Genomic DNA, 15,055 nt, shown 5'->3' on the forward strand with positions numbered 1-15,055 from the left:
GTTTTGCTATCCCAATTCTTACTGAATCCCTTTCATATACCCCTGAATTTTTGAGGAGAACATGAAGAGTATAATACTGAGGACGATCGCTGCTCCCCCAATGATACCGAAGTATACCATCTCCGTGGCAGGTGAGTAGAACTTAACAATTTGCGCATTAATCGCTTGGGCAGCCGCATTGGATAAGAACCATAAACTCATGGTCTGGGCCGAGAAAGCGGCAGGCGCCAATTTGGTCGTCGCTGACAGCCCTACAGGAGACAGACATAATTCCCCGAGCACTACGATGAAGTAGCTTAGAACGAGCCACAAAGGATTAACCAAGGAATCTTCCCCGCCGAAGTAAGCAGGCAAGAGAATCACAAGGAAGGACAACCCGGCAAATAACAAGCCCAAGGCGAATTTCTTAGGAATCGAGGGCTGCCGGTTGCCAAGCTTCATCCATAACCAGGCAAATGCCGGTGCCAAAGCTATGATGAACAAAGGATTTAAAGACTGGAACCAGGCTGCCTCAATACGAATTCCGGCAAAATCCAGCTGTGTCCGTTTATCTGCATAGTTAGCAAGAATTGTTGAGCCCTGCTCTTGAATTGCCCAAAACATAATCGATGCAATAAACAGCGGAATATAAGCAATAAGTCTGGAACGTTCAACACTTGTAGTTCGCGGACTGCGGAACATGACAATAAAATATATAGTTGGAATCAAAATTCCCAGAATACCTACGACAACAATCAGTGAATCAAACGTTAACAGACCCATTGGAACAGTAATGGCGATAATCAATGCGAGAAGCACTGCGCCGATACCGATCGTCCGGAATACTTTTTTTCGTTCCGCTGGTGATAACGGACTTGCTACGACCGTGCCTGCAAGGCCGAGGTTCTTTTTCTTGGTAGCGATAAACATGACCAATCCGAGGAACATACCGACTGCTGCGATACCGAAGCCCAGATGGAAATTGTATTTCATGCCGACGGTTCCTACGATGAGCGGAGCAAGGAATGATCCCATGTTGATGCCCATGTAGAATATGCTAAAGCCTGCATCCCGGCGTTGGTCCTGTTCACTGTAAAGCTCTCCTACGACACTGGATACGTTAGGCTTCAATAAACCTGTACCCAGCACGATCAGAACCATGGAGACAAAGAATAAGGCCAAGCTGCCCGGTATCGCCAAGGTAATGTGCCCCAGCATGATCAATATACCGCCGTAGAGCACAGCTTTGGATTCACCGAAAATCCGATCCGCTAACCAGCCCCCAATAATCCCGGACATATAGACAAGTGAACCATAGACAGACACGATGGCGAGTGCAGTGCTCTCATCCATACCGAGGCCGCCCTTACTCACTTCATAATACATATAAAAAACAAGGATTGCTTTCATCCCGTAATAGGAGAAACGCTCCCAAAACTCTGTGAAGAAAAGAGTAAATAACCCTTTAGGATGTCCAAAAAATCCCCGTTGTGGAACACTATCAACAACTTTTTGTTTATCAATATTACTCATGTTGCTAATTCCTCCCTGGTGCAAATAAATGTTCTGCTAAAAGCCTCACTCCTCAGCAAGAATATCCATTATTAGTTATTTTAAACTCCTTGAGACTAATTAGACTCAACAGCGGGCTTGAAAAAATAGTATATCATACGTTTAATGGGGTTTTCTATAAGAAGGATCATTGCGGGAATCATTTACATCGTTAAAGAAGTTGTTGAACACACACCCAGAATTATCCCTCATATCCAGACAAAACAGAGCATTCCGATCCAGGGACTGGGCTTATTGCCCGTCAGCACAACCATAATAAAAAGACCCGGCGAATCGCCGGGTCTGACATACAAATATTAATGTTGCGCACGAAAAAGCACTATGTTATGATTAGAAAACCTGTAATGATTATTTCGAAAAACAAAATAGTTATCCCATCTTATTTACACCTTAATATTATCATACAGAGTTGTGGGGTGTCAAACATTATTTTTCTTCAAATTGAAATGAAGGAGGATGCTTAAAAGTATGGTGAACGCGGAGGATTGGAAGCAGGAACAGGAACGGCTGCATCTCGTTACGGAAAAGCTGGAAGAGAGAATTGCCGAATTGGAGCCGGAGGTGACTGGGCTGCAGGGTCAGGTGACGGACATCCGTAAGCAATTTTGGGAGGAAGTCACCGTAAATACAAGCACGGATGAGGATTTTGAAGAGACCTTTTACAGCATCAGGCAGCAAGAAGCGATATTGTCCGAACGGGAACGAAGCCACCGCGGGCGCGTGCAGCAATGGAAGAACATGAAACGACTGCTGCCCTCTCCTTACTTTGGGCGTATCGATTTTCAAGAGGATGACTTGAACTTTACCGAGCAGGTTTATATTGGTGTATCATCCTTCATCGATTCGGATGGCATGGACTTTCTGGTCTATGACTGGCGTACTCCGATCGCAAGTATGTATTACGATCACTCGCCTGGAGCGGCTCAATATGAAACGCCAGGTGGGACCGTCACAGGCACGATGAAGCTGAAACGGCAGTATCAGATCCGCGAGGGTCAATTGCAGAACGTGTTTGACACCAGCCTAACGATCGGCGACGAATTGCTGCAGCAGGTGCTTGGCAAGGGTGCGGACAATCAGATGAGAAGCATCGTTGCCACAATCCAAAAAGAGCAAAACGCCATTATCCGCGATGACAAAAGCCGAATGCTTATCGTGCAGGGAGCTGCAGGAAGCGGGAAGACCTCGGCGGCACTTCAGCGGGTGGCGTACCTGCTGTATAAACACCGCGATCGGATACGGGCAGACCAAATCGTTCTGTTCTCGCCGAATCCGATGTTTAACAGTTATGTATCTACCGTTCTTCCTGAGCTCGGTGAAGAAAACATGCAGCAGACGACTTTTCAGGAGTATCTTGACCTCTGGCTTGGCCGGAAGTTTCGCCTGGAAGATTCCTTCGATCAGATTGAATTCGTGTTGACAGAACAATCGACTCCAGCGTATAAGGCCCGTCTGAGCGGGATTCATTACAAGGCATCTGTAGATTTCCTTCAAGCTCTCCAGAATTATGCGCGGTGGTTGGAGCAGGAAGGCATGCAATTCATCAGCATTCGGTTTCGGGATCGTGATTTAATCTCGGCTCAACAGATGAAAGCCAAGTTTTACAGCTATGATCCTTCCATTCGTATGACCAATCGTATCGCTATGCTCCAGGAATGGATCCTCCGCGAGTTGGCCTTGCTGGAAAGCGAGGAACGGGAGGCGCCTTGGGTGCAGGATGAACTCGATTACCTTGATAAGGATCAGTACGCGGAAGTTTATCAACAACTGCACAAAGAAAGAGGCGTATTTGATTTTGCTGAACAATATGAAGAAATCCAGGAAAGGGTGCAAGGCAAACGGAGGTCGGACGAAGGCGATTTTGACTATGCCGAGCGGGAGGAAAAGCTGCTGCGCCGGGCAATCGTGAAAGAGCAGTTTATACCGCTAAAGCGAAGCGTGAAACGAATGTTATTTATTGATATGGTTCAGTTATACGTTCAGCTGTTCGGAGAGGGAGACGCCTTTACGAAGATGACGAATGGGGCCGGCATGCCACCACTCTGGCCGGAGATCTGCGAGCAGACCAAGGATAAGCTGGCAAGGCAAGAACTGTTCTATGAGGATGCAACACCGTATCTGTATTTAAAAGAACTCATCGAAGGCTTGAGGACGAACACGGAGGTACGGCATGTATTCATCGACGAAGGACAGGATTATTCGATGTTTCAATATGAGTTTCTCAAAAGGCTGTTTCCGCGTGCCCGCATGACCGTTCTCGGCGATTTCGGTCAGGCCATCTTTACCCAAGCAACGGAGCTGTATGGAGAAGACACGCCGCTCATCCGGCTGTATGGCGAATCGGAGACGAACTTGTTTCGTTTGGTCCGCAGTTACCGGTCAACCCGCGAGATCGTGGAATTCACCAAGCATCTGCTGCCGAACGCCAAGGAGATTGTACCGTTTGAACGTGGCGGTAGAAAACCACTCCTCACTAATGTGGGAAGCAGTGAAAAACGGGCAGAGAGAATAGCGGAGCATCTTGCGTCGCTTCAGGCTGAAGGCTTTACCTCAATCGGCATCATTACAAAAACAGCGGCCGAGGCCAAAGATGCATATGATCTTTTGACGTCTCAAGGATGTCAGGGATTGAAGCTCGTAACGAAAAACACGCCCACCTTCGAGAAGGGAACATTGATCCTCCCGGTTTACCTCGCCAAGGGCGTAGAATTCGATGCTGTTCTAATCTACGATGCATCTTCGCAGACGTATCACCTGGAGAGCGAGCGTAAGTTATTTTATACGGCTTGTACGCGTGCCATGCATCGGCTTCTGCTGTTCGCAAATGGAGAGTGGACACCGTTCATTCAGACATTAGATACGCAATTGTATGAGGTGGAACAGCAGACAGGGAAGATGAACCCTGCAAAACGGTGCAAGAGATGTCGGATGGGCACCAATGAAACCTGATAATCTGAACGTGAAGGGAGGTCATCCGCAATGGCTTGGCTAGCAGATCTGAATAGCGCTTTGCACTATATTGAGGAGAATCTTGCAGAAGAGATAGATCTTAAAGAAGCAGCGAGGCGGGCGCACTGTTCTGAATATCATTTTTCCAGAATGTTCTCGTTCATGGCGGGCATCCCACTGTCCGAGTACATCCGGCGAAGACGTCTAACGCTGGCGGCATTTGAGCTCCAGACTAGTGATTTAAGAGTGATGGATGTGGCGGTAAAATACGGATACAGCTCAGCAGACGCCTTTTCAAGGTCGTTTCAGAATCTGCACGGGATATCGCCTTCATTGGTGAAATCTCATGGGCCATCACTTAAAGCTTATCCGCGTTTGACCTTCCAATTAACGATTCAGGGAGGAAGCGAAATGAATTATCGTATCGTTGAGAAGGAAGCCTTTCAGATTGTGGGCTTGATGAAAAGAGTGCCGATCCAGTTTCATGGCGTAAATCCGGAGATTGCATCCATGTGGCAAAGCTTGACCAGCGACAACATTGATGAGCTTAAGCAGCTCTCGAATGTGGAACCTGGGGGATTGATTCAAGCATCCATCCATTTTTCCGAAGGACGCATGGAGGAGAAGGGGGAGCTTGATCATTACGTTGGCGCAGCTACGACCCAAGAGTGCCCGGATCATTTTTCAGAATTGAAGGTTCCTGCCGCCACATGGGCCGTATTCGAAGCGGTCGGACCCTTTCCAGAGACACTGCAAAATGTATGGGGACGTATTTACTCGGAATGGTTTCCTTCAGCAAGCTATGAGATCGCCAGGGGTCCGGAGATATTATGGAATGAGAGCAAGGATGTATCTTCTCCAACCTTCAGAAGCGAGATCTGGATACCGGTTGTGAAAAAACAATAAGTGTAAGGCCGCCTCTGTAAAGGGCGGCCTTATGTTATAACTTTCCGTTATCTACCGCTTGCGGATATACTTAGGGGAGAGATGCGTAGAAAGAGAGGAAACACATGGATCAGGATCGTTACTCCAGACAGCTGCTCTTTAGGAAGATCGGTGAAGAGGGACAGCGGAGGCTCATGGACAGTCATGTACTGGTTATCGGTGCAGGCGCACTTGGTACGGGGAGTGCGGAAATCCTTGTCCGGGCAGGTGTTGGCACACTGACGATTTTAGATAGAGATTATGTAGAGTACAGCAATCTGCAGCGACAGCAGCTGTATGCGGAATCGGATGCCAAAGGCAGAATACCGAAGGCTGTAGCAGCCCGGCAGCGGTTATCAGAGATTAATTCAGAGGTGGATATCCGGGCGCATGTGATGGACGCGACTGCTGAGGAATTGAGGGAGCTTGCTCCGGACGTTGATCTGATGATTGATGCAACCGACAATTTTGAGACACGACTTGTTATTAACGATATTTCGCAAAAATACAACGTTCCCTGGATTTACGGGGCTTGTGTAGGCAGTTATGGGATAAGTTATATGGTCATTCCCGGGAAAACCCCATGCTTAAACTGTTTATTGAACTCGGTTCCGCTCGGCGGAGCCACTTGCGATACAGCAGGCATTATCGCTCCGGCCGTTCATATGGTTGTTGCCTATCAGGCGGCGGAAGCGCTCAAATGGCTCACAGGGAACCATGACGCCCTGCGTGGTGAGCTTGTTTCGTTTGATGTCTGGACTAATCAGCATACCTCTATTCGCGTTAACCGTTTAAAGAGAAGCGATTGCCCGTCATGCGGCGATCGTGCAGCATATCCTTATTTATTTCAGCAGCCTTTGTCCAAGGCGGCGGTGCTGTGCGGAAGGGATACGGTTCAGATCCGTCCTCCTCACCGGGTGGAACGTGATTTGGAGCAGCTGGCTGCAATGCTGTCCATGCAAGGAGGACTTGTCGAGGCCAATTCATTCCTGGTGTCCTTTAGCTTGGGTGAGCATCGAATGGTGTTTTTTAGAGACGGACGGGTATTAGTGCATGGAACGAGTGATATTGCCCAGGCCAAGAGCCTGTATCATCGATATTTGGGGTAGGAACAAGGCTAACATCAGGCATAATGCTACTTATATCAGCATAAAAACGAGCTGCCAGCATATCGCTGCGGCTTTTTTTCATATCTGAAATTGTAGATCATCCGCCCTGCATCTCCATCCTCAGACGGAGAACAATCTCCATCTAAAGCCAGTTCATGAAGGTGGCGGCCACCCATAAAATGAATGTAATGGTTGAATTGCATGTTCATTTTGTACGGGAAAGGATGATGAAGTGTTGGAGAAGCTTATCGAAGTACGGGGCATAAGCAAGATGTATGGAAAGAGAAAAACAAAGGAGAAGATCCATGCGGTTCGAGATATTTCCTTTCATGTGAACCGGGGTGAGGTTCTGGGATTATTAGGGCCAAACGGCGCGGGGAAGACTTCAACGATCAAGATGCTCTGCGGCTTATTGGAGCCGGACGCAGGTTCTATACATATTAACGGTTTAGATATTGGCAGGAAGAGACTCAAGGCTCTGGAGCATATCAGTGCGGTGCTCGAGGGGAACCGAAATCTATATTGGCGGCTTACCGTACGGGAGAACCTGGAGTATTTTGCAGGTAACCGGGGTTATTCCCGGCAGCAAGTTGCCGCTCAGACGGAAAAATTATTAAATCAATTCCATCTAAAAGAAAAGGAACATCAGCTCGTTAATGAATTATCCCGGGGGATGCAGCAAAAGCTTGCCATCGCTGTCGCTTTATTAGCGAATACGGATGTGATCTTGCTGGATGAGCCCACTTTAGGTTTGGACGTGGAAGTCAGTTATGAATTGCGGAAGATCTTAAAATCGATCGTTACGGAAGAACAGCGCACCATCATCATTAGCTCACATGACATGCCTGTGGTTCAGGAGTTGTGTGACCGCGCCATTATTATTAACAAAGGCGAAGTGGTGATTGACGAAAAGGTGGAGAACTTACTGAGGTTATTTGAGACAAGGGCGTATTCCATTAAGCTCAGCGAGAAGTTAAGTGCTGAACAAGAGATGAAGCTGTACAGTCGCTTCCCTTTAAGTACATATAAAGCAAGCTCACATGAAGGCATCATAGAAGTGAATTTAGAGCACAGTCAGGATATCTACGAGCTGTTTGATCTGCTGAAAGAAGAAGGAACGGTCGTCGAAAGCATTGATCGCATCACGATCGACTTTGAGCAGGTGTTTATTCAGATTGTAAAGGGAGGGAAGCCTCGTGAAGTGGCTGCATTTGTTGAATGCTAATTTTCGTAAGGAATATATCGAGTTAAAGCGTTATTTACCGAATACGTTCGCACTCATATTCACCTTTTATATTGTGTTCCTAGCCGCATTCTTTGGGATTATGTTCATAGGTGATCCAGCAACCTTTGATACAAATGTTCAATATTCCATTGTTAGTGTTGTTTTCTGGAGCCTGACGATGATGACGATGAATTTTATCGGGTACTCGGTTATTACCGAAGCGACGCGCGGAACGTTGGAGCAAATATATATGTCTCCGATGGGCGTATGGAAGATCATGCTTTCGCGGATCATAGGTCAATTGGGCTTGCAGTCACTCATCATGGTCATCCTGCTCTTTGCTTCGATGTTAACCTCCGGGCAGTGGTTGAGTCTGAATCCCATGACAACGATTCCGATCATCATCGTAACGATGGTGAGCATGATCGGCGTTAGCTTTATGATTGCCGGTCTCGCCATTATCGTAAAGCAGATACAGGCATTTTTGCAGATTTTTCAGTTTGTGCTGATGGGGCTTGTCTTTGTCCCGTTAAGTGTGGCTCCGTTTCTGGCATTTGCTCCGTTCGTTAAAGGTGTAGATATGGTGAGGACCGTGATGATTGAGGATCTGACCCTTACACAATTGCCTTTGGCGGATTATGGGGTGCTGTTATTAAATTCATTAATCTATTTAGCTGCAGGGCTCTTTGTATTTCTTCGCTGTGAGAAAGTAGCTATGAGAAAAGGGCTCCTCGGGCAATACTAGCGCGAATATTCAAAAAGCGAAGAGGAACCTATTATAAAAAAATAGGTTCCTCTTTATTGGTCATGCTGTACATTTAATTCTGGAAGTGTATGGACTGTTTATCCATGTACGGAAACACCTTGATTTCTTGACCATCCATATCTTCTTTGAACATATTTACCGCATTAATCTGATTATTATTGTAGGTTGTATAGGAATATTCTCCACTTTCAAGACACATGCAGGAGGTATATAAGGTTTTAAACATTTTACCTTCCTGGGTGATCACAGAACCCCCTACGGGAGCCACATTGCCGAGAATATGAAAAAATTCCGCCATCGTCGATTCTTTTGTCTCCAGGAGTGCGGCGTAGCTCTTCAGGAGTGCCGTTTTTACAAACCGTGAAGAGGGATAGAAGTCACCCGGTAATCCACGGAGCCCTAGTCCATTACCGATCGGCTCTAATGGCTGCTTATGCCATGTAACCTGTTCAGGCTGCGTAGGCGATAATGCTATATATTGATTTAAATTCGTGAGATGCCAATCAAATGTAGGCTGGTTCGTTAACACGCCAATTTTATTATCCAATACAGAGATTCGCTCAGCTGTAGCTTCTATGACAATCGATTCATCATTCGTATCATAAACCATCCAGTGGAGGGTAGGGACAGGGAGGCGGGGAGCAAAAGGTTTATCGACCAGATTTACGCTGTCAAGCGCCGACTTCACTTCAGAAACCGATTCGAAGTTAGATAAAATCCATAACATCAAATCATAAGGCCCCAAGTTCACTTTTCCAGCTGTCTGTTCCTCCTCAAAATGAGCGAAGCCGAGGAAGTTAAGTCCAGCACACGCTAATCCCTTTTCATTCATTCCATCTGCCATAAGCGGATGGTTGTCCACCAGGGACCCCATTCCTAAAAAGCCGTATTTTGTTTTAGTAGACTCCCCGCTCACTGCGTTTTTCCATTCCAGGTTTCTTGGGACGAACAGGAGAGATTGATTAAAGTTGTAATCAAGATCCATATTTCTGCCGAAAAAGTGAAAGCCGTCCTTACTTGTCAAAGTTAATGCTGTACACATCGGGTTGCATCCTTCCTTAGCTTGTGATGTCTGATCTTTTTTACTAGCTGCACTTAACATTCCCTGAATCATTCATTTAAATAAACAAAATCATTAGCAGGTTAAAACCGTTATAATCTAAAATATTCGCCATTTTGCGCCAAAACAGGCTGTTTTACGACTGAATGAAGCGATTTCACAATATTTAACGGCTTTCAAATAGAATATAACTATCATATAATAATAAATATCTTCATGTATTTTCATCCAGAAAAGGTGTGCCTAGGTAACTGTTGAACCTGAGCAGGGAGAAGAACCTACATCTTTTCTCAAAATATTAACGTGTAAGGACGGTAAAAATGAGTAGCCAAAAAACCGAAACAGACGTTATCTTGATTGGTGCCGGCATTATGAGTGCAACCTTGGGAACCATGCTTAAAGAATTAGCACCGGACTGGAAAATTACAGTGTTTGAGAAGTTGGCAGGCGCAGGAGAAGAAAGCTCGAATGAATGGAACAATGCGGGTACTGGGCATGCTGCACTGTGTGAGCTGAACTACACCGCTGAAAGACCCGACGGAACGGTGGATATTAGCAAGGCGATTCAAGTGAATCAACAGTTTCAGGATTCCATGCAGTTCTGGTCTTATCTGGTTAATGGCAAGCTCATTCGTAAACCGCAAGACTTTATTATGCCGCTGCCTCATATGAGCTTAGTGCATGGAGCGAGTAATGTAGCATTTTTGAAAAGACGTTTTGAAGCGATGTCACAGCATCCGCTGTTTCAAGGGATGGAATTTTCCGATGACCCGAACAAGCTGAAGGAATGGATTCCACTGGTTATGAAGGATCGCCCATCGAATGAACCGTTGGCGGCAACCAGAATAGCCTCGGGCACAGACGTTAACTTTGGTGCTTTAACGCGCATGCTGTTCGAGCACTTAAAGAAGAAGAATGTCGATATTCGTTACAAGCATAATGTCGAAGACATCAAGCGAGCAGGTAATGGATCGTGGGAATTGAAGATCAAAAATGAAAGCGGTAATATCGAACGCCATACGGCTAAATTCGTCTTTATCGGCGGCGGGGGTGGAAGCCTTCCATTGCTTCAGAAATCCGGTATTCCGGAAGGCAAGCATATTGGAGGATTCCCGATCAGCGGACTGTTCATGTCATGTAACAATCCGGAGGTTATCGCACAGCATCATGCCAAAGTATATGGCAAGGCGAAGGTTGGTGCACCGCCTATGTCGGTTCCGCATCTCGACACCCGGTATATCGATAATAAAAAATCTTTGCTATTTGGACCGTTTGCAGGCTTCTCACCCAAGTTCCTGAAGACCGGCTCCATGTTTGACCTGATCGGCACGGTGAAACCGAATAATATCCTTACCATGCTGGCATCGGGTGCGAAGAACCTGTCATTAGTGAAATACCTCGTTCAGCAGGTGATGTTATCGAAGGAGAAGCGCATGGAAGAGCTGCGTGAGTTCATCCCGAATGCTAAGAGCGAGGATTGGGACTTGGTGGTGGCTGGTCAGCGGGTACAAGTCATTAAGGATACGGCTACCGGAGGTAAAGGAACCCTCCAATTTGGTACCGAAGTGGTGAGTGCAGCTGACGGCTCGATTTCTGCGCTGCTTGGTGCTTCACCGGGTGCTTCTACCGCTGTCTCTGTCATGCTTGAAGTGATCGAGAAGTGCTTCCCGCAGCATCTTAAGGATTGGGAACCGAAGATTAAAGAAATGATTCCTTCTTACGGAATCAGGATCGCGGATGAACCCGAGCTGATTCGGAAGATTCATAAGACAACATCAGAGGCGCTTGGTCTGAACGGAAACGGAAAACCTCCGTTACAGGTTGCACGCTAGGGGCGTTGTAAATATTGAATAGATTAAAGAGCTTTTCCTTATGGGAAAGGCTCTTTTTGTTATGGGAAGAAAGAAATAAATTAGCTGCAGAGAACTGATGTCACAGAATCATCCTTCATCTCGTTATATGAGCAAATCATAAACAAGGAGTGTTGTGAGATGAAGGAGCTTACATGCATTGTTCTTGGCGGAGGATATGCGGGCATACATGCTGTAAAAGAGATTCAGGATACAATCCGGGATAAGACTGAGGGAATCAGGCTTCGGCTGGTTTTAATAGATAAGCACCCTTATCATACTCGCAAAGTACTATTGTTTAAGCCTGCGGCTAAGGATCAGGATATTACCATCCCTTTATTGAAATTGTTTCCTTCCGGAGTGGAGATCGTTCAGGGTCAGGTAACGAGAATCGAATCAGGCGAGAAAAGACTGCTGCTCCAGGATACTGCAGGAAATGAAAATTCAATGAAATATGACATTCTGGTCGTGGCAGCAGGAAGTACGGTCCGGCAGATCGAACCAAATCAGGGGGGAGTAGCATTAACGGGCCTGGAAGCGGCACGTAAGATTCACCAGATATGGCGCTCTAACCTGATGAAGACAACCCAGATAAGAGATGCGTCAGAAAGAGCAAGATTAATGACCATTGCAGTAGCTGGAGCAGGAATAAGCGGTATTGAGACCGCAGCAGAGCTGGCTTATTTTGTTCGTGAGGATGCCAAGAGATTAGGACTCAATCCGGACTTAGTGAATATTTATTTATGTAACCATAACAAGAGGCTTTTCCAGGAAGGACCGGTTAAGGTAGGACTTAAGCTGGAACGCTCTCTGAGGGCGCTTGGTGTAACGGTATGCCATGAAAGCAAAGTGCTGCATGAGCAAAAAGGGGTGCTTACTTTATCAACCGGAAGGACACTGCCTGTTGGGCTGTGTGTCTGGACATTGGGCTTACTGCCTAATCCGATGTTGGCCAAGATGGGGCTGAGGGTGAATTCAGAGGGATATGTGCTCGTGGATACAAGTTATCGCGTAGAGGGTGCACCAGGTGTATATAGTATTGGAGACTGTGCGCATATTGTAGATTCAGCCAGCGGAAGGGTAGACGGGAACACCTGTAAGGAGGCGGGCGCACAGGCGGCAAGACTTGGGAGGATTGTAGCGGCAGATCTTGCAGGACGTCCAGCGCCTTCGCATAAAAGCTTCATGGACTTCTTCTGTTTTGGATTAGGACCGGAACAGGGAATGGCGTGGACTCGTCAATGGGGAGTAGACTTCGTATTTACTGGAAAGCTGGGTCTGGGAATCCGAAAATATACCTGGGACTTAGCAAGTTTATTAAAATAAGACAAACACTCGTTTAAAAAGATGGGGAAGTGGCGAAATGCAGGAGTTATATGCACGGTATAAAAAGCTGTTATTCACGCTTGCGTACCAACTTACAGGCTCAGTTTCGGATGCGGAGGACGCTGTGCAGGAGGTATTTCTGAAGCTGCATAACGTTAATCCGGAGCGTTTGACCCATCCGAAAGCCTATCTATGTAAAATGGTGACCCATCATTGTTTCGACTTGAATAAGTCAGCAAGAAAACGGCGGGAGCAGTATTTTGGACAGTGGCTTCCTGAGCCCGTTCTCACTTCGGAGGATGAAACTTATGAATCGGTTGCCCGCGGAGAACTATTGTCTTACGCCATGCTAGTATTGCTTGAAAGGCTGTCGCCTTTGGAAAGAGCCGTGTTTGTGCTGCGAGAGGCACTCGGCTTCGATTATTCTGCGATTGCCGAACTGGTAGGCAAAGGTGAAGCCAATTGCCGCAAGCTAGTCAGTCGTGCAAGAGCAAAAATGGGGGTAACCAAAGAAGAGTTCGTCCAACCGAATACAACCAGCGGAGAGTGGGTTCGGCAATTTATCACGGCCCTCGAGCAGGCTAATGTAGATGCTGTGATATCCATGCTTTCGGAAGACGCTGTACTCATTTCCGATGGAGGCGGAAAGGTAATCGCTGCTCTGCATCCAATCACTTCCTCTACTTCGGTTGCTCGCTTTCTTTTGGGTCTTGTACGTATGTCGCATAATAGTGAGAGCGGAATGCTTGTTGAAATGAGGGAGATAAACGGAGAAACGGGAGTTCTTATTCGGTCTGGAGATCGAATTGAAACAGCAGTGCTTATACAATTGGAGGGGAGTCTGATTCGTCAATTATATTTTGTCAGAAACCCGGATAAACTCAAGGGATTGATGGAACAAGAGGACGTGAACGAATGAATCCATTTACAGCACGGGTGATCGATATTATAAAAGGTATTCCAGCCGGCTGCGTCATGACGTATGGTCAAATTGCCGAGCTGGCTGGAAGCCCGAGAGGGGCAAGGCAGGTCGTCCGGATTCTCCATTCGATGAGCAGAGCCTACGAGCTCCCGTGGCATCGGGTCGTGAATGCAAAAGGCGAGATTGCGATAAAGGATGACGAGTCCCGCTTTATGCAGCTGGTCTATTTACGAGATGAAGGGGTTATCCCTGGGAATGATGGTCTCATCGATTTATCGAGGTATCGTTATGTACCGGTTAAATCCAAATGATGCGGTGGAGAGAGCAGCGCCGGAAATGGTATAATTTCAAAAAGGCTTTTAAGTAGGAGGCAGAAATGATGCGGGATGATCTGTTAGAGAAGCTCGAAACGTGGCACGAAGAAGATGAATATGAAGCGATTGTAGATGCAATTATGGAAATTCCGGCGGAGGAACGGGATTATGAGCTGATAAGTCATTTAGGACGGGCGCTGAATAATCTCGAGCGTTATGAAGAGGCGATTGAACAGTTCCTCCTTATTGAAGAAGAGGGAAAGGATGATCCGCTCTGGCATTACCGTATAGGACTAGCTTATTACTATCTGGATCAATATGATGATGCGCAGAAGGCATTTGAAGAAGCAGACCGGTTAGATCCTGGAGATGAGGATACACTGGACTTCCTTGAATCGATTGCGAGTTTGAAGGAAGAGGAAGACGAGGAAGACGAAGAATCCGAGGATGAGGAAGAGGAAGATGAGGACGAAGAGGAAGAGTCCTCTGAAGATGTAGAAGTTACGCGTCCTGTCTTGTTTGATACGGATTTTGATTATACAAACTTCTGGGATGACAGTGATCCGAATGCGGACTCCTATGTTTCTGCTCCCCCTACGGATAAACTTATTGAATCTGTAGAGGAATCCCTGGTGTTTAAGCTGCCGGATTATTACATTCAAATGATGAAGCAGCACAATGGAGGCGTTCCTTACAATCGACAATTCCATACAAACACAGGCTCCATTCAAATCTCCGGCATTCTGGGGATTGGACGGGAGAAGAGCCACTCCCTATGTGGGGAATCAGGCAGCCGGTCCTTAATTGAAAGTGGAGGATATCCTGAGTTTGGAGTGGTCATTGCTCTGGCAGAGTCCGGCGTGATCATGCTTGATTACCGCGAGACAGGTAATGACGGTGAACCGGAAGTGGTCCATGTCGATCAAGGAAGCGGCCACAAAGTGACCAAGCTGGCACCGAGCTTTGAGGCATTTGTGCGTGGGTTAGTGAAGGAATAACTCGGGATTTCAGGCCGAGGTATAGAGAAAGGGCATTCCATGGGGAATGCCCTTTTGTTTT

At 46.7% G+C, this 15,055-nt stretch carries 12 protein-coding genes; 10 read left to right on the forward strand and 2 right to left on the reverse strand.

What is annotated here, in order from left to right; translation table 11 throughout:
- Positions 1–18 precede the first annotated feature (18 nt).
- On the reverse strand, positions 19–1,512 hold the full coding sequence (locus BN1234_RS05990; protein ID WP_054955751.1) for a peptide MFS transporter: 1,494 nt from the start codon (positions 1,510–1,512) through the stop codon (positions 19–21).
- Positions 1,513–2,007: 495 nt separating this feature from the next.
- Here BN1234_RS05990 and helD point away from each other — a divergent pair, with 495 nt between their 5' ends.
- The 5 genes from helD to BN1234_RS06015 all read left to right on the forward strand — a co-directional run bounded on the left by helD (position 2,008) and on the right by BN1234_RS06015 (position 8,503).
- The gene (helD, locus tag BN1234_RS05995) at positions 2,008–4,500 is read left to right on the forward strand and encodes an RNA polymerase recycling motor HelD (protein ID WP_245640104.1); all 2,493 of its coding nucleotides are present in this window, start codon (positions 2,008–2,010) and stop codon (positions 4,498–4,500) included.
- 30 nt (positions 4,501–4,530) lie between these two features.
- Positions 4,531–5,406, forward strand: coding sequence for an AraC family transcriptional regulator (locus tag BN1234_RS06000; protein WP_054955752.1), 876 nt, complete (start codon positions 4,531–4,533; stop codon positions 5,404–5,406).
- Positions 5,407–5,510: 104 nt separating this feature from the next.
- Positions 5,511–6,533 (forward strand): thiazole biosynthesis adenylyltransferase ThiF, encoded by a 1,023-nt coding sequence (locus BN1234_RS06005; RefSeq protein ID WP_054955753.1) that lies wholly within the window; start codon positions 5,511–5,513, stop codon positions 6,531–6,533.
- A 235-nt stretch (positions 6,534–6,768) separates the two neighbouring features.
- The gene (locus BN1234_RS06010) at positions 6,769–7,758 is read left to right on the forward strand and encodes an ABC transporter ATP-binding protein (RefSeq protein ID WP_054955754.1); all 990 of its coding nucleotides are present in this window, start codon (positions 6,769–6,771) and stop codon (positions 7,756–7,758) included.
- Positions 7,730–8,503: an ABC transporter permease gene (locus tag BN1234_RS06015; RefSeq protein WP_054955755.1), complete on the forward strand. Its 774-nt coding sequence runs from the start codon at positions 7,730–7,732 to the stop codon at positions 8,501–8,503. Before BN1234_RS06010 ends, BN1234_RS06015 begins: the two co-directional genes overlap by 29 nt.
- Before the next feature lie 73 nt (positions 8,504–8,576).
- Here BN1234_RS06015 and bsh read toward each other — a convergent pair whose 3' ends face one another.
- The gene (gene bsh, locus BN1234_RS06020) at positions 8,577–9,566 is read right to left on the reverse strand and encodes a choloylglycine hydrolase (protein WP_054955756.1); all 990 of its coding nucleotides are present in this window, start codon (positions 9,564–9,566) and stop codon (positions 8,577–8,579) included.
- A 338-nt stretch (positions 9,567–9,904) separates the two neighbouring features.
- Here bsh and BN1234_RS06025 point away from each other — a divergent pair, with 338 nt between their 5' ends.
- The 5 genes from BN1234_RS06025 (at position 9,905) to BN1234_RS06045 (ending at position 14,994) form a co-directional block, all read left to right on the forward strand.
- Complete coding sequence (locus tag BN1234_RS06025; protein ID WP_054955757.1) at positions 9,905–11,416, forward strand: malate:quinone oxidoreductase; 1,512 nt, start codon at positions 9,905–9,907, stop codon at positions 11,414–11,416.
- A 159-nt stretch (positions 11,417–11,575) separates the two neighbouring features.
- Positions 11,576–12,760: an NAD(P)/FAD-dependent oxidoreductase gene (locus tag BN1234_RS06030; protein WP_054955758.1), complete on the forward strand. Its 1,185-nt coding sequence runs from the start codon at positions 11,576–11,578 to the stop codon at positions 12,758–12,760.
- A gap of 37 nt (positions 12,761–12,797) precedes the next feature.
- Positions 12,798–13,679, forward strand: coding sequence for an RNA polymerase sigma-70 factor (locus BN1234_RS06035; protein WP_054955759.1), 882 nt, complete (start codon positions 12,798–12,800; stop codon positions 13,677–13,679).
- A complete protein-coding gene (locus tag BN1234_RS06040) occupies positions 13,676–13,993 on the forward strand; it encodes an MGMT family protein (protein WP_054955760.1) in 318 nt (105 codons plus the stop codon). The genes BN1234_RS06035 and BN1234_RS06040 overlap by 4 nt, the downstream gene beginning before the upstream one ends.
- A gap of 68 nt (positions 13,994–14,061) precedes the next feature.
- Positions 14,062–14,994 (forward strand): SMI1/KNR4 family protein, encoded by a 933-nt coding sequence (locus tag BN1234_RS06045; protein WP_054955761.1) that lies wholly within the window; start codon positions 14,062–14,064, stop codon positions 14,992–14,994.
- The last annotated feature ends 61 nt before the right edge of the window (positions 14,995–15,055 follow it).

The organism is Paenibacillus dakarensis (genome assembly GCF_001373415.1).
GTDB classification, from domain to species: Bacteria; Bacillota; Bacilli; order Paenibacillales; family Paenibacillaceae; genus Paenibacillus_AQ; species Paenibacillus_AQ dakarensis.